This is a genomic window from Saccharothrix luteola (assembly GCF_020859565.1).
GTDB lineage: Bacteria > Actinomycetota > Actinomycetes > Mycobacteriales > Pseudonocardiaceae > Actinosynnema > Actinosynnema luteola.
Map to the genome: position 1 here is coordinate 15,207 of NZ_JAJHUO010000007.1, position 23,159 is coordinate 38,365.

Sequence of the window (23,159 nt, forward strand, 5' to 3'; positions counted from 1 at the left end):
GACCTCCCCGGTGCGCCGTCGCGCGTCACGGCAGGGAAGCCAGGCGGCAGGCCTCGTCGACGACCGCCTGCGGCGTCACGTTCGCCCACACCAGGATCGACTTGCACGTCTCCACGTTGCCGTCCTCGCCGAACCCGCACGCGCTGTCGACGATCAAGCCGCCGTGCCCCTGCATGAGCAGGTAGAAGTGGCAGTCGGCGGCGTCGGCGGTCGCCACCGGTGGGCCGGCGACCGCGGTGGCCGCGCTGAGACCGAGGACGAGGGCCGCGCACCGGAGGAGCCGACGAAGTCGCATGGTCCCAGTCTCGCGGTGGTGGAGATCCACCGCACGGGACCGCACGGAGTCCTCCACCCCGCCGTCCGGCGGGGTGTTCTAGGAGAGCGCCGGCCGCTTGGACCTGGGCAGCTTGTCCACGACGAGCTGGTAGGACAGGTCGAGGAGTTCGAGCAGCTCGTCGTCCGGCACCGCACCGCCGATGCGCACCCGGTTCCACCCGTAGCGCCCGATGTAGGCGCTGACCGCGACGTCGTCCGGGTACAGCTCGCGCCAGTGCCCGGCGTCGTCGGCGGTGGCGCCCGACTTCACGCCCACGCTGCCGCCGTCCATCCCGATGAACGCGAAGATCTTGCCGCCGACCTTGCAGCACAGCTCGCCGTCGCCGAACGGGTAGGTCTCCTCGGCCCCGGGCTTGGCCAGGCAGTGCGCGATCACGTCGTCCAACGTCATGGCGTCACGCTAACCGGCGGCATTTAAGGTGATCACGTGACTGTCTACACGGACGAGGAAGGCCGGACCCTGCGCACGGCGGTCTTCGGCGCGATGGTGCTGGTGTCCACGGCCGAGCCGGGTGCGCTGGACGAGGAGAGCCACGCGGGCATCCGGGCGATGGCGACGTTCTCGCCCCGGCTGCGGCAGGTGCTCGGCGCGGCCCGGCCCGAACTGCCCGCGGGTTCCACGGCCGACGTCGAGGCCGGCGTGCTCGACGCGTTGCGGCGTTCGGTCGACATCCTGGCGGCGAAGACGCCTGACGAGGCGGCGGCGTTCCCGGCGGCGGTGCTGGCCGTGTGCGAGGAGGTCGCTTCGGCGGACGGGCGCGTCGGAGAGGTCGAGAGCGCGGTGCTCGGCAAGGTCCGCGCCGCGCTGAAGGGTTGACACGCCACGGGCCTGATCGAGTGGTCCCGCGTCCTCCCGCCGTGGCGGGCGGGCCGAAGGCCGTTGAGGGCGGCGTAGGCCGTGGCTGTCGGGGCGGCGTAGGCCTGTGGGCCGTGTAACCGGTGCGGCTTTGTCGAGCTGAGGCACGGCCTGCGCGAGGTCCGCGGCTGTGAGCACTGCGCTGCGTGAACTCGCCCCGGGTGGGATTGCTCCGCGGAAGATGTGCAGAGGGCAGCCCGTCGTGCCGGTACGGTGCGCATGTCCGGAATACCTGGAGGGGTTCGGTTGATCGGTGATCGGGCGCGGTTCGGGGTCCTGGTGGGGCCGGCCGAGGTCGAGCACGCACAGCTGCGTTCGGTCAAGATCTACCTCGGCGGCGAGGACCTCACGTTCCGGGACGACCAGGTGTATGTGCCGAACTTCCTGCTCCGGGTGGGGTTGACGCTGCGTGCGCTGGACAACTGGCCCGATCTGGCGCCGCACGCGGCGGTGCTCGGCACCGACCCGCGGGCGCTGCACGAGCGCTTGATCGTCGGGAGCGAGCACGACCCGGTCCTGGCGTCGTGGGACGGGCGGCTGTCGTTCCTGGAGTGGGGCGAGATCAGTTTCCCGTTCCACTCGTTCCTGTTCCGGTTCGGTGACCGGATGTGGCTGACCGCCCGGCACCTCGAAGGCGAACTGCAGGTGGCGGAGGTCGATCCGGCCGAGCTGCGGGACATAGTCGAACGGGCGCACCGGGTGGTCGCCGACGACTACGCGGACTACCGGAAGCGTGGCGGGTTGGACTGAGCCATCCGCACACCAGCGCCACCTCCGCCGCGCCCCCCGACACGCCACTCGGCGCTCTACCACCGAACCCGCCCCGGTAGCAGCGTCAACCTGGCCCGATCCCGCTCGGACCGCTCCGGCGAAGCAGAGATCCTCGACGTCGCACAGGTAAGGCTCCAGGACCCGCCACCACTCCCGGTGCATATCGAGAACGACCGACACTCCCGCCGACTATCGCTGGGACCTGCCGCCACGAAGCGGTTTCGTCCAAGAATCCCAGCGCCGACAGATCCGCCGTTCATCGCTGGAAGTCACATCGACCACGGGGTCACCGGTCTCACCGCGTAGCCGGGGCGCCCCGAAGGCCGTGGGGCGGAGTAGGCCGTGGGCCGTGCAACAAGCTCCAGTCCTGCGCTGTCGAGCTGAGGCACGGCCGCGAGGTCCGCGGCGGGTGCGTCGACCGCGTGGTCACCCGATCTCACCGCGTAGCCGGCACGCCGCCCGCCGGGGTGCTCCCCCACACCACCGGCGGGCCGAAGTGGCTACTTCACGCCGGCCGCGTCCATGCCGCGCAGCTCCTTCTTCAGGTCCTGGATCTCGTCGCGCAGGCGGGCGGCCAGCTCGAACTGCAGTTCGCGGGCCGCGTTCATCATCTGGTCCGTCAGCTGCTGCACGAGGTCCGCCAGCTCGGACCGGGCCATCGTGCCGGTGTCGCGGTCGGTCAGCACGCCCGAGCCGCCCCGGCCGTTGGCGCCCGGGTCGCCGGTCGGCTTCTTGCCCCGCGAGGTGTTGCGGCCGGAGCCGCCGGGGGCGATGGCGTCCTCCGCCTCGGCGTAGACCTGCTCCAGGATGTCGGTGATCTTCTTCCGCAACGGCTGCGGGTCCAGGCCCCGCTCCTCGTTGTAGGCGATCTGCTTGGCACGCCTGCGGTTGGTCTCCTCGATCGCGTGCGCCATCGAGTCGGTGATCCGGTCGGCGTACATGTGTACCTGGCCGGACACGTTGCGCGCCGCGCGCCCGATGGTCTGGATCAGGCTGGTGCCCGAGCGGAGGAAGCCCTCCTTGTCCGCGTCGAGGATCGCGACCAGGGAGACCTCCGGCAGGTCGAGGCCCTCGCGGAGCAGGTTGATGCCGATCAGCACGTCGTAGTCGCCCAGGCGCAGCTGCCGCAGCAGCTCGACCCGGCGCAGCGTGTCGACCTCCGAGTGCAGGTACCGGACGCGGATGCCGAGTTCGAGCAGGTAGTCCGTCAGGTCCTCGGCCATCTTCTTGGTCAGCGTGGTGACCAGGACCCGCTCGTCCCGCTCGGCGCGCACCCGGATCTCGTGCACCAGGTCGTCGATCTGGCCCTCGGTCGGCTTGACCACGACCTCCGGGTCGACCAGCCCGGTCGGGCGGATGACCTGCTCGACGAACTCGCCGCCGGTCTGGCCCATCTCGTACGGGCCGGGCGTGGCCGACAGGTACACCGTCTGGCCGATCCGGTCGGCGAACTCCTCCCACGTCAACGGGCGGTTGTCCATCGCGCTCGGCAGGCGGAAGCCGTGCTCGACCAGGTTGCGCTTGCGCGACGCGTCGCCCTCGTACATGCCGCCGATCTGCGGCACGGTCACGTGCGACTCGTCGATGACCAGCAGGAAGTCGTCGGGGAAGTAGTCGATGAGGGTCGCGGGCGCGGTGCCCGGGCCGCGGTCGTCGATGTGGCGCGAGTAGTTCTCGATGCCGTTGCAGAAGCCGACCTGGCGCATCATCTCGATGTCGTACGCGGTGCGCATGCGCAGCCGCTGCGCCTCCAGCAGCTTGCCCTGCCGCTCCAGCTCGGCCAGCCGCTCGGCCAGCTCGACCTCGATGTTGCGGATCGCCTTCTCCATGCGCTCCGGGCCCGCCACGTAGTGGGTGGCCGGGAAGATGCGCAGCTCGTCGACCTCCTTGACCACGTCGCCGGTCAGGGGGTGCAGGTAGTAGAGCTTGTCGATCTCGTCGCCGAAGAACTCGACCCGCAGCGCCAGCTCCTCGTACGCCGGGATGATCTCCACCGTGTCGCCGCGCACGCGGAACGTGCCGCGGTTGAACGCGATGTCGTTGCGCGTGTACTGGATGTCGACCAGCGCCCGCAGCAGCAGGTCGCGCTCGACCTCGCCGCCGACCTCCAGCTTGATCGACCGGTCGAGGTAGGACTGGGGCGTGCCGAGGCCGTAGATGCACGACACGGACGCCACCACGATCACGTCACGCCGGGTGAGCAGGCTCATCGTGGCCGAGTGGCGCAGCCGTTCGACGTCCTCGTTGACCGACGAGTCCTTCTCGATGTAGGTGTCGGTCTGCGGGATGTACGCCTCGGGCTGGTAGTAGTCGTAGTAGCTGACGAAGTACTCCACCGCGTTGTCCGGGAAGTACCCCTTCAGCTCGTTCGCCAGCTGCGCGGCCAGCGTCTTGTTCGGCGCCATCACCAGCGTGGGCCGCTGCACCTTCTCCACCAGCCACGCCGTGGTGGCCGACTTGCCGGTGCCGGTCGCGCCGAGCAGCACGACGTCCTTCTCCCCGGCGCGGACGCGCTTCTCGAGGTCCGCGATCGCCGCGGGCTGGTCGCCCGCGGGCTGGTAGTCGCTGACCACGCGGAACTTCCCGTCGGTGCGGGGGATGTCACCGACGGGACGATGCGACGAGTGCGCCTTGACCGGGATCTCGGTTGGGAAAGCCACGGGTACGACGGTACGCCGCGGGTACGACAATTTCCGATCCGGCCCAGGTCAGCGGGCCTTGATCAGCAGTTGCAGTCGCAACCGCAGCAGTCGCAGTTGCAGTCGCAGTTCGGGCCGCAGTCGCAGCCGTTGCACCAGGCCTCGCGGGGCTTGCCGCTGAACGGCCCGGGGTACGGGTCGCGGCAGCAGTACTGGCACGTGCCGCACTGGTAGAGCACGGCCAGGCAGCCCAGGAACGCGCCGCGCGTCACCGGTGGCTGCTTCAGCTTCGGCCAGCACCACAGGCCGCTGCCGGGAGGGGGCGGCTCGTTGCCGCGCCTGCCCTTCTTGCCGCCCTTCGGCGGCTCCGGCGGACCGCCGTGGCCGGGAGCCGAGGGCGGCGGCACGGGCCCGGGAGGCGGCACGTGACCGGCGTGCGGGCCGTGGGGACCGGGCTGGGCCGGCGGGTACATCCCCGGCGCGGGCTGCCACCCGGGCGGCGGGGGCGGGGTGTGCGAGTGGGGGTCGCCGAACGCCCGCCGGATCGACTCCCGCACCTCGTGCGCCAGCAACACGTGCACGAGCCGGTCGTCGGCGAACTCCACCTCCGCCATCGCGAGCCTGATGCCCAACGCCGCGTCCTCGCACAGCCGCCGCGCCTCCTCCAGCGTCGTGCCGGTGGCGACCAGCGGGTTCCACGCGCCGGACGCCCGGTCCTCCGCCAGGTCCTCCACCGCGTCGAGCAGGTGCGCCAGCCGCCCGAACAGCCGCCCGACCTCGCGCAACGGGGCCGCGTTGCCCGGCCGCCCGGCCAGCACCGCGGTCTGCGCCACGGCCTCGCCCGCCGCGGTCTCGGTCGGCTCCGTCACGGTCAGCACCGACGACCCGGGCCCCGCCGCGGCCTCCACCGACGACTGCCGCCGCACGGCGTCCACCAGCACCGCCGTGTCGAACCCCAGGTCGAGGCCCGTCTCCGACGCCTGCGCCGCCCACCGCCGCGCCACCTGCCTGCCGACACCGCGCATCGGGGCCCGCGCGAACACGCCGTCGCCGTCGGCCACGTGGTCGCCGACCTTCGCCGAGGCCAGCACCAGGGACACCGACGCGGCCAAGCGCGCGCCCGTGCCCACGGCGACGTCCGCCGACTGCATGCCCCTCAAGGCGCACGGCCCGGCGGAGCGCCGCGACCGCCCCGCCTGCGCCTCCACCAGGGCGGAGATCACCAGGCCGTCGTAGTTGGTGACCACGCGGGCCAGGTGGCCGTGGTCGTCGCGCAACGCCAGGCACAGCCCGCACAGGTGCGCCAGCCACGACTCGCGCAGCTCGGGGCTCAGGCGGTTGCGGCAGGGGCGGATGATGCCGAACATGGCGGGAAGAGTAAGCGATCATCATACTTTCGGGTGACAGAAAGGAGCGTTCCGCCGGTGTCGATGCCTAAGGTCGGCGCTGTGACGTCGAGTGCCGCCGGGACCCGCATGCACATCCACCCGCCGAAGATCGAGTACTTCGACCTCGACGCGAAGAGCAACACCGATCCCAAGGGCCACCTGCGCGGGGTCGAGGAGTACCGGCTGACCGGTCACGGCCTCTACATGTCGCGCCCGGTGCCCGGCCACCCCCACCTGTCCCACTTCGAGTCGTGGCTGCTGCCCGCGCACGGCCTGCGGGTCACCCGGCAGTCGTGGCACCCGGGCCACGAGCGCGACTACGACCTGTACGTCGACGTGGTCGAGATCAGCTCCAGCGGCTCGGTGTGGAAGACCGTCGACCTGTACCTGGACCTGGTCGTGCGCACCGGCCGCAGCGTGACCGTGCTGGACACCGACGAGCTGCTGACGGCGCTGGACCGCGGCTTCATCCAGGCCGACCGGGCGCAGTGGGCGCTGGAGACGACCTACCGCGCGGTGGCCGGCATCGCCGCGCACGGTCACGACGCGGTGCGCTGGCTCGCGTCCCAGGGAACGATCACCACCTGGCGTCGGCGGTAATACAGACCGTCACACTTGCAGGTCAACCGCCATCGGTGTCCGTCACCTGATAGAGACCGCATACCACACAGACCGTGATGTAACGAATCGAACCGGATAGTTACCCGGAGCACACTTCCGGCTACCCTCGGGTCGCGTGGGAGCGGTCATCACACCTCAGCTCGTCGACGTGGTCGACACCGTCAGCGCAGTTCGCAGCTACTCCAGCGGCATGTCGCGGCACCTGTCCACGTGTCGGGTCGAGCCGTGGGGACTGCGGCTGGAGTGCCCGACGCCGGAGGACCCGTTCTCCGATTCGGAGGTCACCTGGTTGATGCCCTCGATCGGGCTGCGGCTGACGCACCACCGACCCCGGTCCAGACACGCGCGCAGCGGCCCGAGCGTGCTCAGCGCGGTCCGCGTGCAGCGCGACGGCCGCGCTTGGCGCACCACCGACCTGCTGCTCGGCCTGGCCGTGCCCGGCGGCACGACCGCGCGGATCGTGCGCTGCGAGGAGTTCGCCGCCGCCGTGGCCGGCCGCGTCCTCGGGCCCGGCGACGCCGACCAGGCCCTGCGCATCGTGCACCGCACCCTGGAGGAGGTCAGCCTCCACCGGCACGACCTCGGCTCGTGGCTGACCCACCGGGGCATCTACGACACCTGGCCCTCCTTGTAGAAGGCGTCCACCCGCGCGGTCGCGGCGGCCATCCACGGCTCCTTCGACTCGCCGTAGGCGAACCCGTCCGCGTCACCGCGGTGCTTCTCCGCCAGTTCCAGCTTCACCGCCGCGTACTCGTCCCGCGCCGCCGCGTCGGCCCGCAGCCAGTCGCGAAACCGCAGCGCCCAGTTCCACGCCGGTCCGTCCTCGACCCGGACGTGCAGGTTGACCCGTCGTCCCGGATCCGCGCCCGCGTGCAGCCTCTTGTGCCAGTCCTCCGGCGCGTCGCCCTCGTACCGCACGCTGTCCTCGGCGTCGCCCAGGAACGGGAAACCCGCCTGCGCCAACGCCTCCTCCAGCTCCGCGGCCTCCGCCAACGACGTCACGCCGAGCTGGAAGTCCAGCACGTCCTTGGCCGCGAGACCGGGCACCGACGTGGAGCCGATGTGCTCGACGGTGCGCCCACCCGCGGCCAGCCGGATGCGTGCGGCGACCCGGGCCGCCTGGACTGGCCACGTCTCGTCGTACGGCACCACGATCGGGGCCCCGCCGGCGTAGCGGCGCAGCCTGATGTTCGACTCGTACCGCACCAGCCGGTCCGCCCACAGCGCGTCCACCTGCGCCAGCACCAGGTCGGGCGTGCCGGAGTTGTCCAGCCACACGTCCGCCACGGCCCGGCGGCGCTCGTCGTCGGCCTGCGCGGCGATGCGGCGGCGCGCGTCGTCCTCCGGCAGGCCCCGGTCGCGGAGCCGGACGAGGCGCTGGTCGAGGTCCGCGTGCACGATCACCACCAGGTGGTAGAGCGGCGCCATGTCCTTCTCCACCAGCAGCGGGACGTCGTGCACGACGATCGCGTCCGCGGGCGCGGCGGCGATCAGCTCGCCCGTGCGGGCGGCGATCCTCGGGTGCGTGATGCCGTTGAGCGTGGCCAGGGCCTGCTCGTCGCCGAACACCTTCGCCGCGAGCGCGGGCCGGTTCAGCGCCCCGTCCGCGCCCAGCACGTCCGCGCCGAACGCCTCCACGACCTCGCGCAGCCCGTCGGTGCCGGGTTCGAGCACCTCACGGGCCAGCAGGTCGGCGTCGATCACCACCGCGCCGTGCTCGGCGAGCCTGCCCGCCACCGTCGACTTGCCCGACCCGATGCCACCTGAGAGCCCCACGCGCAACATGGCGACCAGCCTGCCACGCGGCGGATCTTCAGGCGCCCTCAATAGGCGTCATCGACTGCTGGGCCAGCGCCGCCAGGAGGCCGGCGATCGCGTCGTCCGGCACGACACCGGCCTTGGCGCGGGCCACGTACGTGGTCTTGCCCAGCGATCCGATGACCAGCCGCTCGTCCTTCGTGCTGACGAACTGGCCCTTCCGCTTGCCCACGTCAACCTCGCGGACCGTCGCGCCGCCCTGGCGCTCCAGGTCCACGCTCTCGGTGACCCGGTTGACCGCCGTGGGCTCGTCGTTGTACGTGGCCAGGCCGATGACGACCGGCGCGGCGCCCAGCGGTTGGCGCTCCGGCACGCCGTAGTAGCAGTCGATCTTCCCGGTGCGGCCCAGCGACGGCTCCTTGATGCCGATGATGGTCTTCAGCTCGCCCGGCAGCTCGCGGCCGAGCTTCTGGTTGAACAGCTCGAGCGGGACGACCAGCTCGCAGTCGTCCGGGATCGGGCGGTCGACCATCTGCGGGATCCGGCTGAACGACGTGGGCGGCACGATCGTCGGGATCTGCGGCTGCGCGACGGGTTGCGTCTGCACGGCGGCGCAGCCCGCGCACGCGAGCACCACCATCGCCGCCAACACCGCCGTCCGCATGCTCATAGCATTCTCAATTTAGCGCACGGCAACGCCGAGCCACCCCCGAAAGAGTGAACGACGATCGCCCCCCGCCCGAGGTGGGCGAGGGGCGATCGTCGTCGTTCAGTCAGCCGGCGTGGCGCCGACCGGTGCTGCTCAGGCGCCGCCCGACAGCTTCTCGCGGAGCGCGGCCAGCTGCTCGTCGCTGGCCAGGGTGCCGCCGGCCTGAGCCGGGGCGCCCGTGCTGGACGAGGTCGCGGCGGCCGGAGCCTCACCACCGGAGGAGTAGTTCGTCTCCCCGGCGGCCTCTTCCTCGGCCGCGGCGGCCTTGGCCACCTGCTTCATGTGGGCCTCGTAGCGCGTGTGGGCCTCGGCGTACTGCCGCTCCCACTCCTCGCGCTGCTTGTCGAAGCCTTCCTGCCACTCCTGGGTCTCCGGGTCGAAGCCCTCGGGGTAGATGTAGTTCCCCTGGTCGTCGTACTCGGCGGCCATGCCGTACTGGGTCGGGTCGAACTCGGAGTCGACCGTGAAGCCCTCGTTGGCCTGCTTGAGCGACAGCGAGATGCGGCGGCGGTCCAGGTCGATGTCGATGACCTTGACCATGACGTCGTCGCCGACCTGCACGACCTGCTCCGGGATCTCGACGTGGCGCTCGGCCAGCTCGGAGATGTGGACCAGGCCCTCGATGCCCTCGTCCACCCGGACGAACGCGCCGAACGGGACGAGCTTGGTGACCTTGCCCGGCACGATCTGGCCGATCGCGTGGGTGCGGGCGAACTGGCGCCACGGGTCTTCCTGCGTCGCCTTGAGCGACAGCGACACGCGCTCGCGCTCCATGTCGACGTCCAGGACCTCGACCGTGACCTCCTGGCCGACCTCGACGACCTCGGACGGGTGGTCGATGTGCTTCCAGGACAGCTCCGAGACGTGCACCAGGCCGTCCACGCCACCCAGGTCCACGAAGGCACCGAAGTTGACGATGGAGGACACGACGCCCTTGCGGACCTGGCCCTTCTGCAGCTGGTTGAGGAACTCGCTGCGGACCTCGGACTGCGTCTGCTCCAGCCACGCGCGGCGGGACAGGACCACGTTGTTGCGGTTCTTGTCCAGCTCGATGATCTTGGCTTCGAGCTCGCGGCCGACGTACGGCTGCAGGTCGCGGACGCGACGCATCTCGACGAGGGAGGCGGGGAGGAAGCCGCGCAGGCCGATGTCCAGGATGAGGCCGCCCTTGACGACCTCGATGACCGTGCCCTTGACGGGCTCGTCCTTCTCCTTGAGCGCCTCGATGGTGCCCCAGGCGCGCTCGTACTGAGCGCGCTTCTTGGAGAGGATCAGCCGACCTTCCTTGTCCTCCTTCTGGAGGACAAGAGCCTCGACCTCGTCACCAACCTTGACGACCTCGTTGGGGTCGACGTCGTGCTTGATCGACAACTCGCGCGAGGGGATGACGCCCTCGGTCTTGTAGCCGATGTCGAGCAGGACCTCGTCCCGGTCGACCTTGACGATGGTGCCCTCGACGATATCGCCGTCGTTGAAGTACTTGATCGTCTTGTCGATAGCAGCGAGGAAGTCCTCCTCCGTCCCGATATCGTTGATGGCGACCTGCTTCGGCGCAGCGGCAACCGGGACAGTGGTGGTGTCGGTGGACATTAGGTAGGTGGCTCCGGTACGGATTGGGGTTGGTGGCCTGCGGGTTCAACGCTACGCGGAGGGCACGCCCCACCGCGAAGACCGACTCACCGAGTGATCACCGATCGAGGACAGCGCGAACCCACTACGCGGGCGATATCGTACGCGGCCGGAAGCCCGCCGGGCAAACCGGACCCTTGAATGGAGCAGTGTGCCCGACCAGCACGCGAGCGCGGAACACGCGCTCGGCACCACCGGCATCGCCAAGCGCGGCGTCGACGCCGCCGAGTCGCGGGCGGCCAACCGCATGTGGTGGGACGCCGACGCCGACGACTACCACGCCGAGCACGGCGACTTCCTGGGCGCGGCGGACTTCGTCTGGTGCCCCGAGGGCGTCCGCGAGGAGGACGTCGGCTACCTCGGCGACCTGCGCGGACGTCGCGTGCTGGAGGTCGGCTGCGGCTCCGCGCCGTGCGCCAGGTGGCTGGTGTCGAGGGGCGCGCACGCGGTGGCCTTCGACATCTCCGCCGGGATGCTGCGGCACGCGGTGGCGGCGAACGCGGCGACCGGCGTGCCCGTGCCGCTGGTGCAGGCCAGCGCCGACCAGCTGCCGTTCGCGTCGGGCAGCTTCGACGCGGCCTGCTCGGCGTTCGGCGCGGTGCCGTTCGTGGCGGACGTGGGCGAGGTGTTCGGCGAGGTGGCTCGGGTGCTGCGGTCGGGGGCACCGTGGGTCTTCTCGGTGACTCACCCGATCCGGTGGATTTTCCCGGACGACCCGGGGCCGGGCGGGCTGACCGTCACCCAGTCGTACTTCGACCGCACGCCGTACGTGGAGGTCGACGACACCGGCCGGGCGACGTACGTGGAGCACCACCGGACCACCGGGGACTACGTGCGGGCGCTCGTCGGCGCGGGGCTGGAGCTGGTGGACGTGGTGGAGCCGGAGTGGCCCGCCGGGCACACGCGGACGTGGGGGCAGTGGAGCCCGCTGCGCGGCCGGCTGTTCCCGGGCACCGCGATCTTCCGCACCCGAAAGCCGTAACCTGCCAGGCATGACCGTCGGTCAAGGGCTGATGGAGGCGCAGAGCGCGCGCTTCGCGAGCGTCGACCCGCTGCTCCCGCCCGCGGTCGCGCCGCCGGACGGCGACGTCATCACCGCGGCGCTGCCGGACGGGACCAGGGTCGCGGGCGTGCTGCAACGGCAGGTGCACGACCGGCGGTCGCCCGCGCGGCTCTGGTCGGCCACCGAGGTGTGGGAGCTGACGCCGCTGCTGGGCAACGCGGGCGCGGCGGGCATGGACGCGCTGCTGCGGGCCTGGCGCAAGCGGCTCGACCTGCTCGGCCCGGCCGAGCGCGACTCGGCGTGCGTGCTGACCTGGCCCAGCCGGGACGCCGAGGCGACCAGGGCCCTGCTGGACCACGGCCTGGTCCCGCTGACCGTGATCGCGGTGCGGCAGGCCCCCGCCCCGCCGGTGACGGGCGCGGCGACGATCCGCCGGGCGACGCCCGCCGACCTGGAGACGGTGCTGGCCCTGGCGCTGGCCGAGCTGCGCTACTCGTCCATGGTGGGCTCCACGGTGCACCGGCCGGACGCGGTGACGCTGAAGCGGCGGACGCTGGCCGAGCGGCTGGCCACGGGCGGCCCGGCGTGGCTGGCCGAGCGGGACGGCATCGCGGTGGCGCTCGCGGAGTGCGCGGTGGTGACGTCGGAGCCGGGCAACTGGACGGCGACCAGGCTGCCGCACGGCCGCTGGGGCTACGTGAACTGCGTCTCCGTGCTGCCGGGCGCCCGCGGCACCGGCGTCGGCCGCCAGTTGATGGCGCACGCGCACCGCGAGCTGCACCGGCTGGGCACGGTCGGCACCTACCTGTACTACAACCCGCCGAACCCGCTGTCCTCGGTGTTCTGGCCGCGGCAGGGTTATCGTCCACTGTGGACGATGTGGGAGGTCCGCCCCGCCGGCGCGCTGCGCTGAGCCACCGCGCGCCACGTCACACCGCTCCGGGTTGCGCGTCGTCCCCGGCCGGACCACTATTTGAACTGACCGGTCAGTTCAAGAGGGAGGTCCCCCGGTGCAGATCCACGCGCGGCGCGTCGGCGTCACCGGGCCGCACGGTCCGCTGCTCAAGCCCACGTCACTGCTGGTCGAGCCGGGCGAGCTGGTGCTGGTGGCGGGCGACCCCGGCACCGGGCACACCGCGCTCGGCCTGGTGCTGTCCGGGCGGATGCGCCCGAGCACCGGCGAGGTCTCCCCCTCGGCCGCCGAACTGCGCCGGCACGTCGTGCTCGTCGACTCACCCGACGTGAGCGAGCCCGAGGCGTCGCTCACGCTGGCCGGCGTGGTCGGCGAGGAGCTGGCCGTGAACGGCGCCCGCAGCGGGCGCAAGGCGGTGGCCGACTGGCTGGTCGAGCGCGGCGCGGACGAGCACCTGGACCACCGGTTCGACCAGGTGCCGGCCGCCACCCGGTGCGCGCTGATGCTGGAGCTGGCCGCGGGCAGGCCCGGCGCGACGACCCTCGTGCTGGACAGCCCCGACCGCTACCACGGCGACCCGCGGGGGTGGCTGGAGCTGGCGCGCGGGCACGTGACGCCCGAGCGGTCCGTCGTCGCCCTGTGCACCACCACCAGCGCCGCCGTGCTCGACGTGCCCGTCGCGCGGATCGGCGCCGACAACGTCGTGGAGAACGAGGAGTTCGAGTGACCTCCGTGCGGATGGCGTTCAACGAGCTGCGCCGGATCACCTCCGGCAAGCTGCCCAAGCTCGCGGTGCTGGCGTTGACGCTGGTGCCGCTGCTCTACGCGGCGCTGTACCTCTACGCCAACAAGGACCCGTACGCGCACCTCAACCAGGTGCCCGCCGCGCTGGTCGTGGAGGACAAGGGCGCGACCGCGAGCGACGGCACGCGCCTGGACGCGGGCCACGAGGTGGCCGAGGAGCTGGTGAACGGCGACAAGTTCGACTGGCGCCGGGTGGACGCGGCGCAGGCCGAGCGGGGCGTGCGCGACGGGACGTACACGTTCGCGCTGACCCTGCCGGAGGACTTCTCGCAGGCCCTGCTGTCGTCCGGCGACTTCACGCCGCGGCAGGGCGTGATCGTGCTGACCACCAACGACGCGAACAACTACCTCGGATCCACGATCGCCAACCAGGTCGTGGCCGAGGTGCGCAGGTCGGTGTCGGTGAAGGTCGGCGCCGAGGCCGCGGACAAGCTGCTGCTCGGCTTCTCCACGATCCGGCAGAAGACCGCCGAGGCCGCCGACGGGGCGACGAAGCTGGCCACCGGGCAGCAGGACGCCCTGACCGGCGCGCAGCAGCTGGCGGACGGGACCGTGCCGCTGGCGGACGGCGCGGCGCAGGTGTCGGCCGGCCTCACCCGGCTGCGCGACTCGACGGCCGACCTGCCGGTGAAGTCCCAGCAGCTGGCGGACGGGGCCAAGCAGGTCGCCGACGGCAACGAGACCGTCGCCCGGACCGCCGAGGACTACGCCGCCAAGGCGCAGGACCTGGTCAACCGGCTGGACGCGGTCAACGGCGACGTGGCCGCCAGGCTGCGCGCGCTCGGGTTCACCGAGGAGCAGGTGCAACGCGTGCTGGGTGCGTTGGGCGAGGCCCGCCGGCCCGTGGACGACGCCAACGGCAAGGTGCAGGGCACGGCCGGGCAGCTCCGCGCGCTCGCCAACGGTGCCAAGCAGGTCTCCGACGGCGCGGCGCAGTTGGCCGCGAGCACGCCGGCGCTGACCACTGCCATCACCCAGCTGAACGACGGCGCGGCGCAGGTGTCGTCCGGCGCGGCGCAGGTGCGCGATGGCGCGGGCCAGCTGCGCGACGGCGAGGCGCAGTTGGTCGACGGGGCGAACCAGCTGCGCGACGGCCTGGCGTCCGGCGTCTCGCAGATCCCCAACCCCGACGACCCGACGCGCGAGTCGACCGCGCGGACCATCGGCGACCCGGTGAACGTGCGCGGGGTGAGCCAGACCTCGGCGGGCAGTTACGGCGCGGGCCTGGCGCCGTTCTTCCTCGGGCTGGCCACCTGGATCGGCGCGTTCGTGCTGTTCCTGCTGCTCAAGCCGCTGTCGAGGCGCGGGCTGGCGGCCGGGCAGTCGCCGCTGCGGGTGGCGGTGGGCGGCTGGCTGCCGGGCGCGCTGCTCGGCGCGGCGCAGGTCGTGGTGATGTACGCGGTGGTCACGCTGGTGGTGGACATCCGCCCGTCGCACCCGCTGGGCGCGCTGGCGTTCCTGCTGCTGGTGTCGGCGACGTTCGTGGCCGTGCTGCACGCGTTGAACGCGCTGTTCGGCGCGGTCGGCAAGTTCATCGGCCTGGTGCTGCTGATCCTGCAGCTGGTCAGCGCGGGCGGCACGTTCCCGTGGCAGACCATCCCCGTGCCGCTGTACCCGCTGCACTACGGGCTGCCCATGGGTTACGCCGTGGACGGCCTGCGGCACCTCATGTACGGCGGGTCGCTGGGCGGCGTGGGCCGGGACGCGCTGATCCTCGTCGGCTACCTGGCGGCGGGCCTTGCCTTGTCGACGCTCGCCGCGTACAAGCAGCGGGTGTGGACTCCCAGCCGCCTCGAGCCGGAACTGGTGCTGTGACCGGCGCGCGCCCCGGCCGCACCGCCGCGACCAAGCAGAAGCTGTTCGACGCCGCGCTGCGGCTCGTCGGCGAACGGGGCGCGGCCGGTGTCACGGTGGACGAGATCGCCGCCGAGGCGGGCGTGGCCAAGGGCACGGTGTACTACAACTTCGCCAGCAAGGACGCGCTGGTGGACGCGCTGCTGCGGCACGGGGTCGACCTGCTGGCCGCGCGGCTCAAGGTCGCCGAGGAGGAGGCCGAGACGTCCGCGGCGATGGAGTCGCTGGTGGACGGGATGCTCGGGTTCTTCGCCGAGTACCCCGCGTTCGGGCAGCTGCTGGTGTCGGAGCTGTGGCGCACGCCCGGCCAGTGGCACGACACGTTGAGCCTGCTGCGCGACGACATCGTGTCGATCGTGCGCGGTCAGATGCAGCGGCTGTCCGACGCGGGCCGGCTGCCCGACGGCGTGCGGGTCGGCACGGCGTCGGCGGCGCTGTTCGGCACGCTGCTGGTGACCGCGCTGGACTGGCAGGTGTTCCAGCCCGAACGCAGCCTCGTCGACGTGCGCGAATCGGTGTTGTCGCTGGTCCGGGGCCTGCGGCCGGGCTGAGGGCTACCTCGGGTCGACCGACGGGGCCATGTGCAGCAGGTTCCGCACCACCGGGTGCAACGGCGGACCGGTGCTCAGGAACCGCACGAGCGCCGCGTCGTCCTCGTCCCCGACGTGCGGCGACTCCTCCAGCAACCGCAGCAGGTCGTCGTCCACCCACAGCCGGTCGACGACGTCCGGCCACAGGTCGCGGAGCACCACCCACTTGGCGAGGTGGGCCGGCGTCACGGGCGAGCCCGCGTCGAAGACGCCGCGTTCCACCGCGATCACGACGGCGAGCCGGACCTGGTTGCGCCAACGGCCCACGTCGCCCGGGTCGGCGTGCTTCGGGGCGAAGTCCTGCAACGCCGCCCACGCGGCCTGGGTGCGGCCGTCGCGGGTGGGGCGCCGGGTTTCGGCCGGCGGCTCGTCGGCGACCGTCGCGGACGCCTCACCCACGGCCGCCCGACCGGCGTCCCGGTTCGGGAGGAACACGACCGCGAACGCCAGCGCCGCGACCCCGATGAGGACCGCCGCCGCGACGGGCAGCGCGTCGCCGCCCTCGACCCAACCCCGGAACAGCTCGCCCAAGCCGCCCAGGAGGACCTCGCCATACACGATGAGCGAGTAGACGAGCATGCCGAGGAAGAGGAACCCGAAGAACCCGGCGATGCTCTTCTGATCCCCGAACAGGTACCTGATCCCCATGACCGCGATGATGATCGCCGCCAGGGGCGCGATGAAGTGCCGGATGTCCGGCGCGATGGCCTCACCGGAGACGACCAAGAGGATGTCGGGCGTCATGTCCGGCTCACCGCTCCCGTTTCCCACACCTCGTCGCTCGTCGCGTGCGGCAGCGCCACGACGTTGGGGATCAGCTTGCGCACGTGCCGGCGGCCCAGGCGGCGGGCGTGCGCGGACTCCACGGGGAGCCCGGTCTTGCGGACCGCGGCCTCCTCCATCGTCCTCAGGTCGCCGAGGAACACCAGCACGACGCCGGGAGCCCGCACGATCTTCTTGGCCTTCTCGCACAGGTCGAGCACGAAGTCGCCGCCGCAGCTGTCGATGTTGCGCACGACGACCACCAGCCGTCGCCCGTGCCGGCGGGCGCGCAGCCCTTGGCGGACGAGCTTGGCCAGGTGGTCGCGGACCTCCTCGAACGTGCCCTTCGTGGCTTCGTCCCGGACGCTCGCGGTGAACCGGGCGAGCGCGGTCGTGGCGGTCCACGCGCGGCTCACCAGGACCCAGAACACCAGGGCGAGCAGGATCGTGGCGACCACCGGGGAGCGGACCGCCTGGGACGCCAGTTCGCCGATCGGACCGCCCTTGCCCGCGAGGCTGAAGACGATGGCGCGCCCGCCGGGCCACGCGACGACCCCGCCCGCGATGGCCGCCGACACCACACCGGCGAGGACCTTGCGCCGCCGTCGCGTCTGCGGTGAGCTCATCGCGCCGGAGATCGGCTGGAACACCCTGCGCACCCAGGTCCGGCGCTGCCCGACGGCGCGCGCGACGCCGCGCGCCAGCAGCGCGTCCGCCGGCTGCGCGTCCCCTTCCCAGTCGGCCGCGTCGAGCGAGCAGACGACGTGGGACCGCGCGTGCAGCCGCTCCCGGAGCAGCTCGGCGATGTCCGGCCGACCTCCCGTGTCCCAGCCCGTCACCGCGACCGTGACCGGCGGGTCGTCGTCGGGCCACTCGGCCACCACTTCCCCGATCGCGGTGACGACCGCGTCGGCGGGAGACGGTCTGGCGCGGTCGGCCTTCGGCGGCGTCGGGCTGGAGGAGGTCCCTGGCTTCATGCGCGCCTCCCCGTGCACTGTCCGGCACGCTGAGTATCGCATCGAACCCGCACCGTGAACCCGCATCGGGCGGTGTGTCGGCAGGTGGGCTAGTGCCGTGCGGCCCAGGTGTCGATCTCGCCGACCTGGTGCACCGACGGCGCCTTGCCGTCCAGGGCCCGGTGGACGGCTTCGAGCACGCCGACCGACGCCTCCTCGTGGCTGAGCCAGCGGGTGCTGCCGCCGTGCCGCACGAAACCCAGCACGACCTGCTGCGTCGGGTGGCCGTCGAGAGCCGGGTCGGGCACGCCCCGGACCGCCTGGATCGCGCCGCTGTCGTGCACCTCGACCACCGGCGCGTGCGGCGCGAGCAGGGGTGCGACGGCCCGCAGCACGGGGTCCCGGTAGCTCGCGTGCACCCACGCGACCAGCAGGTCGGCGGGCTGCTCCATCACCTCGCGCACGCGGTCGGCCAGCTCGGCCGGTCTCGACCAGTCCGCGGCCACGGCGACCCGCGCCCCCTCCGCGCCGCTCACGTGGGGCACGTGGGCGCCACCGCGCAGGGCCGCCTTCGCCGCGCCGCCCAGCACGCCCTCGGGCCGCCGGCTGGGCAGCACGACCTGCCACCCCTGCGCCAGCAGCTCGTCCGCGCACCCCTTCAGCATCCCGGTGCCACCCAGGACCAACGCCGTCCGCTCGCTCATCGCACCGACTCCTCGCCGCGCTCCGCCGCTCGTCGCAACGGGCCGGACCGCCATTGGTCGACCTCACGCTGCCCGCGCAGCCGCACCACCGCGAGCCGGTCGGCGTGCTCGCCCCGGAGCACCTCCCCGACTCGCTCGCCGGTGCGGGCATGCGACTTCCACGCCCACCGCAACAGGTGCTCGGGATCGGTGAACACCGTCCGCAGGGGCGGTTCGACGTTGCCGTTCCACAGCTCCTCGCGGCGCAGCCGGCGCACCGCCGTCCGCACCGTCACCCGCCGCATCACCACGTGCCGGGGGTGGTCCAGCCAGACCAGCGTGTCGGCGTGCTCCAGCAGCACCGGCCGCGCCAGGCGGTACTGCCACTCGGTCGCCCACGCGTCGCCCTTGACGAACCGGCGGACGTCGGCCTCGAACTCGGGTCGGGGCGTCCACTGTGGACCGTGGAACAACGAGTCCATCTCCACATAGGACAGGCCGAGGGTGCGTGCGACGAGACTGGCCAGGGTCGATTTCCCGGAGCCGGACGTGCCGGCCACGAGCACCCGACGCGGCGGGTGCGGCAACTCGTCGGCTGGTCCCAGGAGCGGCACCGAGCCAGGCTACCGCCATCCGACGTCGAGCAACTCCGCCACGCGCACGGGTCCTCCGGTCTCGAAGCTCCGATTCGCCGCGAACCCGGTGACCAGGGACAACGCGCCGTCGCGGTGCGTGGCCCGGCGGCCGAGCGGGTCCGGTTGGCCGGGCGGGCCGTACAGCACCCGGGTCATCCGCGCGTCCGCGCCGCCGTGCCCGGCGCCACCGGCCTCCAGCGGGACCTCCTCGGCCCGCCCGAACAGCGGCTGCACGGTCAGCCGCACGTGCCCCTCCTCGGGGTTGGCCTCCTTGCCGTGCACCGCCGGCTGCTGCCCGCTGACCCAGCTGTTCTCCACGACCTCCAGCTCCAGCCGGCCGCAGCTGCCGTTGACCATCAGCCGGTAGCCCTCCCACGGCGAGTAGGCCGTGAGGTGGTAGGTCAGGTTCGCGCCGTTGGCGTAGCGCACCAGCACCGACATGTCGTCCTCAATGGACACCCCGGGCGCGAACGGGTTCCGGTCGCGGTGGTAGCCGTCCTCGTGCTCGGCGTCGAGGTAGAGCCGGCGCAGCCACGCGTCCCGCTCGACGTGCAGCGCGAAGGGGTCGTCCCGGGCCTCCGGCGAGCCGTGCACGCGGTCGTAGGGCCGGTGGTGGCCGTGACGCTTGCCGTTCTCGTCGCCGTAGAAGAACAGCCGCCCGTGCGCGTACACGACCTCGGGCACCGAGTCGACCCACCAGTTGAGCAGGTCGAAGTGGTGGGTGGCCTTGTGCACCATCAGACCGCCGGAGTCGGCCTTGTCGCGGTGCCAGCGGCGGAAGTAGTCGGCGCCGTGGCGCACGTCGAGCAGCCACTCGAAGTGCGCTGAACCGATCTCGCCGACCGCGCCGCCGGTCAGCAGCTCGCGGACCTTCTCGTGCACCGGGTTGTACCGGTAGTTGAACGTGACGGTGACCCGGCCGTCGGTCCGCTCGACCGCGTCGAAGACCTTGCCGACGCCCGCCGGGTCGACCGTCATCGGCTTCTCGGTGACGACGTCGCAGCCCGCGTCCAGCGCTTCCACGATGTAGGTGTCGTGGTGGCGGTCGACCGTGCAGACCACGACGACGTCGACCCTCTCGATCTCGATCATCCGGAGGAAGTCCGCGGCGGCGTAGGTCGGGACGGGCCGGTCGAGGCGTTCGTTGTGCGCGGCCATGCGGCTGGGGTTGACGTCGCAGAACGCGACCAGCTCCCCCTGCTCCGGGTGCCCGACGATCGCGTCGACGTGCAGTTCGGCGCGGGCGCCGGTGCCGACGACCGCGTAACGCCTGCGTGCCATGCGTGCCTCCTGGTAAGCGCTTTCCATCACGCTAACCCGCCCCGACGGCACGTCGTCAAGGCCGGGTCCCACCGGGTGGGCGGCGACTCCGGTCGGCGTGCGGCCGGCCGAAGGCCTCCTAGCAGGCCGGGAAGAGGCGGCGGGTGGTGTTGGGCGCGGTGTAGGCGGTGGGGTCGGTGAAGCGGCAGCCGTAGCCGGGCGCGGCGACGACGGCCGGGTCGCCCACCACGTCGCCCGCGGGGCGGCGACCGGTGTCGGCCCAGGTCAGCAGGTCGTCCCAGGCCGCGCCGACCTCGTTCGGGCTGAACTCGCAGTGGCCGATCGCGCGGATCGCCCGCTGCACGAGCAGGTGGCCGCGGCCGTTGCGCTCGACGTCCCGCTCGTAGAGCTGCTCCATCGAGAACGGCACGAACAGGTCGCCGAGGCCGTGCAGCGACAGCACCGGCGCGGTCGGGCGGCCGACGACGCGCGGCACCTCGGTCAGCTTCGGCGTGACGCGGGCCTTCAGGTTCGCCGGCAGCACGCGCTGCACCTCGCGGTTGACGTCGACCGGCGCGTTCGGCTCGTACCGGGTCAGGGCGTTGGTGGCGATCTGGCCGGGGTTCGCGGCGAGGCCATCGCCGGACGGCGTGGCGGCGAGGCCGAACACGAAGTCCTTCCAGTACGCGACCGCGGGCGCCGCGCCGGGACGCGGGCCGCCGCTGCGGTTGGCGACGACCGACGCGAACTGCGCGCCGCGCTCGTTCGGCGTGCCCGTCAGCCCGAGTTCGGCCTGGATGCGCGGCACGACGGCGGTCAGGTAGTCGGCCGGCGCGGGCCACGCGCGGATGCCGCTGATGGCCTGCGCGGTGAGGTTGAAGTCGAGGAAGAAGTCGAACAGCTCCTGGTCGCCGAGCACGCCGCACATCGGCAGCGCGGCCTTGTAGAAGCCGGGGAACTGCTCCAGGGAGCGCCCGATGACGTGGCCGCCCATGGAGACACCCGCGATGAACGTGTCGCGGGGCTTGCCGACGAGCTTCCCGAAGTGCTTGGCCAGGCCGTGCGTGCCCAGGACGCCGGCCTTCACGTCGTAGTTGTTGGCGTAGTAGCTGGAGGCGGCCCAGGCGAAGCCCTGGTCGAGCAGCTTCTGGCGCAGGCCGTACGCGGGCGGGTCGACCGTGAGCACGGTGCTCGGGCCGCGGTAGCCGTGCGCCCACATGACCAGGCGGCCGTTCCAGCGCGGCGGCACCTCGATCGTGTAGGCCGCGTGCTCGTGCACGCCCTGGAGCACGCGTGACGGCTCGCCGCCGACCTGCGCGGGCGGCAACGGCGGGTTGTCGATGGTGTAGCCGGGCAGTGGTTGCCCACCGGGCGGCGTCGACGCCGCGGCCGGTGGCGCCAGCAGGACCAGGACGAGCGCCAACCCGAAGATCCGTCGCATGGGCCCCATTCTGCTCACCACCGCAGGTCGGCCACCAGGTCTTCGTGGGTCAACCGGTAGTTCAACGGATAGGAGACGCGGATGACGTCGTCCTCGTCGCGGGTCAGCCGCGCGCCGGGGAAGACGCGCGCGACCAGGCGCAGCATGGGCTCGTTCTCCCCCAGCACGTCGCCGTGCAGCTCGGCGTAGCGCAGGTCGACGGCCAGCCGGCCCAGGGCGGCCATGAGCTCGGTGCCGACGCCCTTGCGCTGCCACGGGTCCACCACGGCGAGCGCGATCTCGGCGGTGTCCTCGCCGGTGGCGATCAGGCGGGCGATGCCGACGGGCGTGCGGCGGCACTCCGCGACGACGGCGACCTTGCGGTGGCCGTCGAGGTCGGTCAGCCGGCGCCGCATGGACGCGGTGAGGCGGGGCACCGGCGCGTGGAAGCGCAGGTAGCGGCTCCGCGCCGACAGGCCGTGGAAGACCGCGTCGACGGCGTGGCCCGCCTCGGCGGCGTGCAGTTCGCGGACCTTCATGGCGAGCGCCCCTTGAGTTCGGATTCCGAACCCTAGCGGGATTCGTTTTCCGAACGCAAGGGGTATCGTCGGACGGCATGGCCCCTGTGAAGGTCTCCGACGAGCTGTGCACCGTGTCGCTGCCGGCCGCCCTGCTGGGCGAGCGCTGGACGTTGCTGCTGCTGCGGCAGGCGTTCCTGGGCACGCGGCGGTTCGAGGACTTCCAGACCGAGATGGACATCTCGCGCAGCGTGCTGACCGAGCGCCTCGGCACGCTGGTCGAGGAGGGCATCCTCCGCCGTGAGGCGTACAAGGACGTGCGGACCCGGTACGAGTACCGGCTGACCGAGAAGGGCCTCGACCTCTACCCGGTGCTGATGGCGCTGCGGAAGTGGGGCGACCGCTGGATGGCGTCGCCCGAGGGCCCCTCGTTCGACCTGCACCACCGCACGTGCGGTGGCGACGTCGGCGTGCACGTGTCGTGCGAGGGGTGCGGCGCCGAGCTGACCGCGCGCGACGTCCGCGTCACGCCGCTGCGCGACTCACGTGCGTGAGGCGAGCACCTGCTCGACCGCCGAGACCACGAAGAGCAGTCCGAGCAGCACGGCGAACATGACGAAGTAGACCGTGTGCTCCTGCAGCTCGACGCGGTCGGCCGCCCAGACGTCCATCGCGGTGAACGCGGTGAACACCCCCAGCCAGCCGATCACCGCCGCCGCGAGCCACCGGGTGCTGCGCCGGAGCACCGCGGCCACCGCGACCAGCCCCAACGCCAGCTCCACGAGCTTCACGAGCCAGATCAGCGGCAGCACCCAGTCGGCGCCGAGGCCGAGCGTGGCGTCCAGGTACCGGCCGAACTGCTGCTGCCGGTCCTTCCACCCCAACGGCAGCTCGGCCGCGTTCAGCACGCCGAAGAGCGCGAGGAACACGCCGATCGGGAGGAACAGCCTCGACCACCGGGCACCGCCACCCCACACCGGACCGCCGGACATCGCCCACCCCCTCCGCCACCAGGAATGATGACCCCTGTCGGCGGCGAGCGAAGTACGGCTGT

The 23,159-nt window shown here is 72.2% G+C and carries 25 protein-coding genes; 10 read left to right on the plus strand and 15 right to left on the minus strand.

Annotated features, from left to right (window positions below; all coding sequences use genetic code 11):
• Nucleotides 1-25: 25 nt before the first annotated feature.
• Entirely contained in the window at nucleotides 26-295 is a 270-nt protein-coding gene (locus LNK82_RS11310) for a hypothetical protein (RefSeq protein WP_230566900.1), read from the minus strand.
• 78 nt (nucleotides 296-373) lie between these two features.
• Nucleotides 374-727, minus strand: coding sequence for an MmcQ/YjbR family DNA-binding protein (locus LNK82_RS11315; protein ID WP_230566901.1), 354 nt, complete (start codon nucleotides 725-727; stop codon nucleotides 374-376).
• A 36-nt stretch (nucleotides 728-763) separates the two neighbouring features.
• On the opposite strand from LNK82_RS11315, the gene LNK82_RS11320 reads away from it, so the two are divergent.
• Entirely contained in the window at nucleotides 764-1,153 is a 390-nt protein-coding gene (locus LNK82_RS11320; RefSeq protein ID WP_230566902.1) for a hypothetical protein, read from the plus strand.
• A gap of 285 nt (nucleotides 1,154-1,438) precedes the next feature.
• Nucleotides 1,439-1,942, plus strand: coding sequence for a hypothetical protein (locus LNK82_RS11325; RefSeq protein ID WP_230566903.1), 504 nt, complete (start codon nucleotides 1,439-1,441; stop codon nucleotides 1,940-1,942).
• A gap of 521 nt (nucleotides 1,943-2,463) precedes the next feature.
• Here the strand turns inward: LNK82_RS11325 and uvrB are convergent.
• Together uvrB and LNK82_RS11335 are read right to left on the minus strand one after the other, a co-directional pair.
• Complete coding sequence (gene uvrB / locus LNK82_RS11330; RefSeq protein ID WP_308257195.1) at nucleotides 2,464-4,623, minus strand: excinuclease ABC subunit UvrB; 2,160 nt, start codon at nucleotides 4,621-4,623, stop codon at nucleotides 2,464-2,466.
• A gap of 62 nt (nucleotides 4,624-4,685) precedes the next feature.
• Nucleotides 4,686-5,969: a DUF5685 family protein gene (locus tag LNK82_RS11335; RefSeq protein ID WP_230566904.1), complete on the minus strand. Its 1,284-nt coding sequence runs from the start codon at nucleotides 5,967-5,969 to the stop codon at nucleotides 4,686-4,688.
• Between the two features lie 108 nt (nucleotides 5,970-6,077).
• On the opposite strand from LNK82_RS11335, the gene LNK82_RS11340 reads away from it, so the two are divergent.
• Both LNK82_RS11340 and LNK82_RS11345 read left to right on the plus strand, forming a co-directional pair.
• The gene (locus LNK82_RS11340) at nucleotides 6,078-6,590 is read left to right on the plus strand and encodes a ribonuclease FAU-1 family protein (RefSeq protein WP_230567165.1); all 513 of its coding nucleotides are present in this window, start codon (nucleotides 6,078-6,080) and stop codon (nucleotides 6,588-6,590) included.
• 136 nt (nucleotides 6,591-6,726) lie between these two features.
• On the plus strand, nucleotides 6,727-7,245 hold the full coding sequence (locus tag LNK82_RS11345; protein ID WP_230566905.1) for a ribonuclease FAU-1 family protein: 519 nt from the start codon (nucleotides 6,727-6,729) through the stop codon (nucleotides 7,243-7,245).
• Here the strand turns inward: LNK82_RS11345 and coaE are convergent.
• The 3 genes from coaE to rpsA all read right to left on the minus strand — a co-directional run bounded on the left by coaE (nucleotide 7,221) and on the right by rpsA (nucleotide 10,668).
• Entirely contained in the window at nucleotides 7,221-8,396 is a 1,176-nt protein-coding gene (gene coaE, locus LNK82_RS11350; protein WP_230566906.1) for a dephospho-CoA kinase, read from the minus strand. The two genes, LNK82_RS11345 and coaE, sit on opposite strands and share 25 nt — an antisense overlap.
• A gap of 28 nt (nucleotides 8,397-8,424) precedes the next feature.
• The gene (locus LNK82_RS11355; RefSeq protein WP_230566907.1) at nucleotides 8,425-9,039 is read right to left on the minus strand and encodes a hypothetical protein; all 615 of its coding nucleotides are present in this window, start codon (nucleotides 9,037-9,039) and stop codon (nucleotides 8,425-8,427) included.
• A gap of 132 nt (nucleotides 9,040-9,171) precedes the next feature.
• The gene (gene rpsA, locus LNK82_RS11360) at nucleotides 9,172-10,668 is read right to left on the minus strand and encodes a 30S ribosomal protein S1 (protein ID WP_033442914.1); all 1,497 of its coding nucleotides are present in this window, start codon (nucleotides 10,666-10,668) and stop codon (nucleotides 9,172-9,174) included.
• Nucleotides 10,669-10,858: 190 nt separating this feature from the next.
• Here rpsA and LNK82_RS11365 point away from each other — a divergent pair, with 190 nt between their 5' ends.
• The 5 genes from LNK82_RS11365 (at nucleotide 10,859) to LNK82_RS11385 (ending at nucleotide 15,832) form a co-directional block, all read left to right on the plus strand.
• Nucleotides 10,859-11,689 (plus strand): class I SAM-dependent methyltransferase, encoded by an 831-nt coding sequence (locus LNK82_RS11365; RefSeq protein ID WP_230566908.1) that lies wholly within the window; start codon nucleotides 10,859-10,861, stop codon nucleotides 11,687-11,689.
• A 10-nt stretch (nucleotides 11,690-11,699) separates the two neighbouring features.
• Complete coding sequence (locus tag LNK82_RS11370) at nucleotides 11,700-12,623, plus strand: GNAT family N-acetyltransferase (protein WP_230566909.1); 924 nt, start codon at nucleotides 11,700-11,702, stop codon at nucleotides 12,621-12,623.
• 97 nt (nucleotides 12,624-12,720) lie between these two features.
• A complete protein-coding gene (locus LNK82_RS11375; RefSeq protein WP_230566910.1) occupies nucleotides 12,721-13,350 on the plus strand; it encodes a P-loop NTPase family protein in 630 nt (209 codons plus the stop codon).
• Nucleotides 13,347-15,242, plus strand: a complete 1,896-nt coding sequence (locus LNK82_RS11380; RefSeq protein WP_230566911.1) for a YhgE/Pip domain-containing protein — start codon at nucleotides 13,347-13,349, stop codon at nucleotides 15,240-15,242. Before LNK82_RS11375 ends, LNK82_RS11380 begins: the two co-directional genes overlap by 4 nt.
• The gene (locus LNK82_RS11385) at nucleotides 15,239-15,832 is read left to right on the plus strand and encodes a TetR/AcrR family transcriptional regulator (protein ID WP_230566912.1); all 594 of its coding nucleotides are present in this window, start codon (nucleotides 15,239-15,241) and stop codon (nucleotides 15,830-15,832) included. Before LNK82_RS11380 ends, LNK82_RS11385 begins: the two co-directional genes overlap by 4 nt.
• Nucleotides 15,833-15,835: 3 nt before the next feature.
• Here LNK82_RS11385 and LNK82_RS11390 read toward each other — a convergent pair whose 3' ends face one another.
• From LNK82_RS11390 to LNK82_RS11420, 7 genes are all read right to left on the minus strand, one after another.
• On the minus strand, nucleotides 15,836-16,615 hold the full coding sequence (locus tag LNK82_RS11390; protein WP_230566913.1) for a hypothetical protein: 780 nt from the start codon (nucleotides 16,613-16,615) through the stop codon (nucleotides 15,836-15,838).
• On the minus strand, nucleotides 16,612-17,610 hold the full coding sequence (locus tag LNK82_RS11395; protein WP_230566914.1) for a P-loop NTPase family protein: 999 nt from the start codon (nucleotides 17,608-17,610) through the stop codon (nucleotides 16,612-16,614). The genes LNK82_RS11390 and LNK82_RS11395 overlap by 4 nt, the downstream gene beginning before the upstream one ends.
• 89 nt (nucleotides 17,611-17,699) lie before the next feature.
• The gene (locus LNK82_RS11400) at nucleotides 17,700-18,293 is read right to left on the minus strand and encodes a Rossmann-fold NAD(P)-binding domain-containing protein (RefSeq protein WP_230566915.1); all 594 of its coding nucleotides are present in this window, start codon (nucleotides 18,291-18,293) and stop codon (nucleotides 17,700-17,702) included.
• Nucleotides 18,290-18,886 carry a P-loop NTPase family protein gene (locus LNK82_RS11405; RefSeq protein WP_230566916.1) on the minus strand — a complete coding sequence of 199 codons (597 nt, stop codon included), beginning with the start codon at nucleotides 18,884-18,886 and terminating at the stop codon, nucleotides 18,290-18,292. Before LNK82_RS11405 ends, LNK82_RS11400 begins: the two co-directional genes overlap by 4 nt.
• 9 nt (nucleotides 18,887-18,895) lie before the next feature.
• Nucleotides 18,896-20,188, minus strand: coding sequence for a Gfo/Idh/MocA family protein (locus LNK82_RS11410; protein WP_230566917.1), 1,293 nt, complete (start codon nucleotides 20,186-20,188; stop codon nucleotides 18,896-18,898).
• A gap of 118 nt (nucleotides 20,189-20,306) precedes the next feature.
• Nucleotides 20,307-21,608: an alpha/beta hydrolase gene (locus LNK82_RS11415; protein ID WP_230566918.1), complete on the minus strand. Its 1,302-nt coding sequence runs from the start codon at nucleotides 21,606-21,608 to the stop codon at nucleotides 20,307-20,309.
• 14 nt (nucleotides 21,609-21,622) lie between these two features.
• On the minus strand, nucleotides 21,623-22,126 hold the full coding sequence (locus LNK82_RS11420) for a GNAT family N-acetyltransferase (RefSeq protein WP_230566919.1): 504 nt from the start codon (nucleotides 22,124-22,126) through the stop codon (nucleotides 21,623-21,625).
• 77 nt (nucleotides 22,127-22,203) lie between these two features.
• Between LNK82_RS11420 and LNK82_RS11425 the strand changes: the two genes are divergently transcribed.
• A complete protein-coding gene (locus LNK82_RS11425) occupies nucleotides 22,204-22,659 on the plus strand; it encodes a winged helix-turn-helix transcriptional regulator (protein ID WP_230566920.1) in 456 nt (151 codons plus the stop codon).
• Here the strand turns inward: LNK82_RS11425 and LNK82_RS11430 are convergent.
• Nucleotides 22,648-23,097, minus strand: a complete 450-nt coding sequence (locus LNK82_RS11430; RefSeq protein WP_230566921.1) for a hypothetical protein — start codon at nucleotides 23,095-23,097, stop codon at nucleotides 22,648-22,650. The two genes, LNK82_RS11425 and LNK82_RS11430, sit on opposite strands and share 12 nt — an antisense overlap.
• Between the last annotated feature and the right edge of the window lie 62 nt (nucleotides 23,098-23,159).

Excerpts from the sequence above, each read along its gene's own strand:
- LNK82_RS11390 (WP_230566913.1), bottom strand. The coding sequence starts at position 16,615 with ATGACGCCCGACATCCTCTTGGTCGTCTCCGGTGAGGCCATCGCGCCG.
- LNK82_RS11425 (WP_230566920.1), top strand. The coding sequence starts at position 22,204 with ATGGCCCCTGTGAAGGTCTCCGACGAGCTGTGCACCGTGTCGCTGCCG.
- LNK82_RS11315 (WP_230566901.1), bottom strand. The coding sequence starts at position 727 with ATGACGTTGGACGACGTGATCGCGCACTGCCTGGCCAAGCCCGGGGCC.
- rpsA (WP_033442914.1), bottom strand. The coding sequence starts at position 10,668 with ATGTCCACCGACACCACCACTGTCCCGGTTGCCGCTGCGCCGAAGCAG.
- LNK82_RS11335 (WP_230566904.1), bottom strand. The coding sequence starts at position 5,969 with ATGTTCGGCATCATCCGCCCCTGCCGCAACCGCCTGAGCCCCGAGCTG.
- LNK82_RS11430 (WP_230566921.1), bottom strand. The coding sequence starts at position 23,097 with ATGTCCGGCGGTCCGGTGTGGGGTGGCGGTGCCCGGTGGTCGAGGCTG.
- LNK82_RS11415 (WP_230566918.1), bottom strand. The coding sequence starts at position 21,608 with ATGCGACGGATCTTCGGGTTGGCGCTCGTCCTGGTCCTGCTGGCGCCA.
- LNK82_RS11340 (WP_230567165.1), top strand. The coding sequence starts at position 6,078 with ATGCACATCCACCCGCCGAAGATCGAGTACTTCGACCTCGACGCGAAG.
- LNK82_RS11400 (WP_230566915.1), bottom strand. The coding sequence starts at position 18,293 with ATGAGCGAGCGGACGGCGTTGGTCCTGGGTGGCACCGGGATGCTGAAG.
- LNK82_RS11410 (WP_230566917.1), bottom strand. The coding sequence starts at position 20,188 with ATGGCACGCAGGCGTTACGCGGTCGTCGGCACCGGCGCCCGCGCCGAA.
- LNK82_RS11355 (WP_230566907.1), bottom strand. The coding sequence starts at position 9,039 with ATGAGCATGCGGACGGCGGTGTTGGCGGCGATGGTGGTGCTCGCGTGC.
- LNK82_RS11370 (WP_230566909.1), top strand. The coding sequence starts at position 11,700 with ATGACCGTCGGTCAAGGGCTGATGGAGGCGCAGAGCGCGCGCTTCGCG.
- coaE (WP_230566906.1), bottom strand. The coding sequence starts at position 8,396 with ATGTTGCGCGTGGGGCTCTCAGGTGGCATCGGGTCGGGCAAGTCGACG.
- LNK82_RS11420 (WP_230566919.1), bottom strand. The coding sequence starts at position 22,126 with ATGAAGGTCCGCGAACTGCACGCCGCCGAGGCGGGCCACGCCGTCGAC.
- LNK82_RS11395 (WP_230566914.1), bottom strand. The coding sequence starts at position 17,610 with ATGAAGCCAGGGACCTCCTCCAGCCCGACGCCGCCGAAGGCCGACCGC.
- LNK82_RS11310 (WP_230566900.1), bottom strand. The coding sequence starts at position 295 with ATGCGACTTCGTCGGCTCCTCCGGTGCGCGGCCCTCGTCCTCGGTCTC.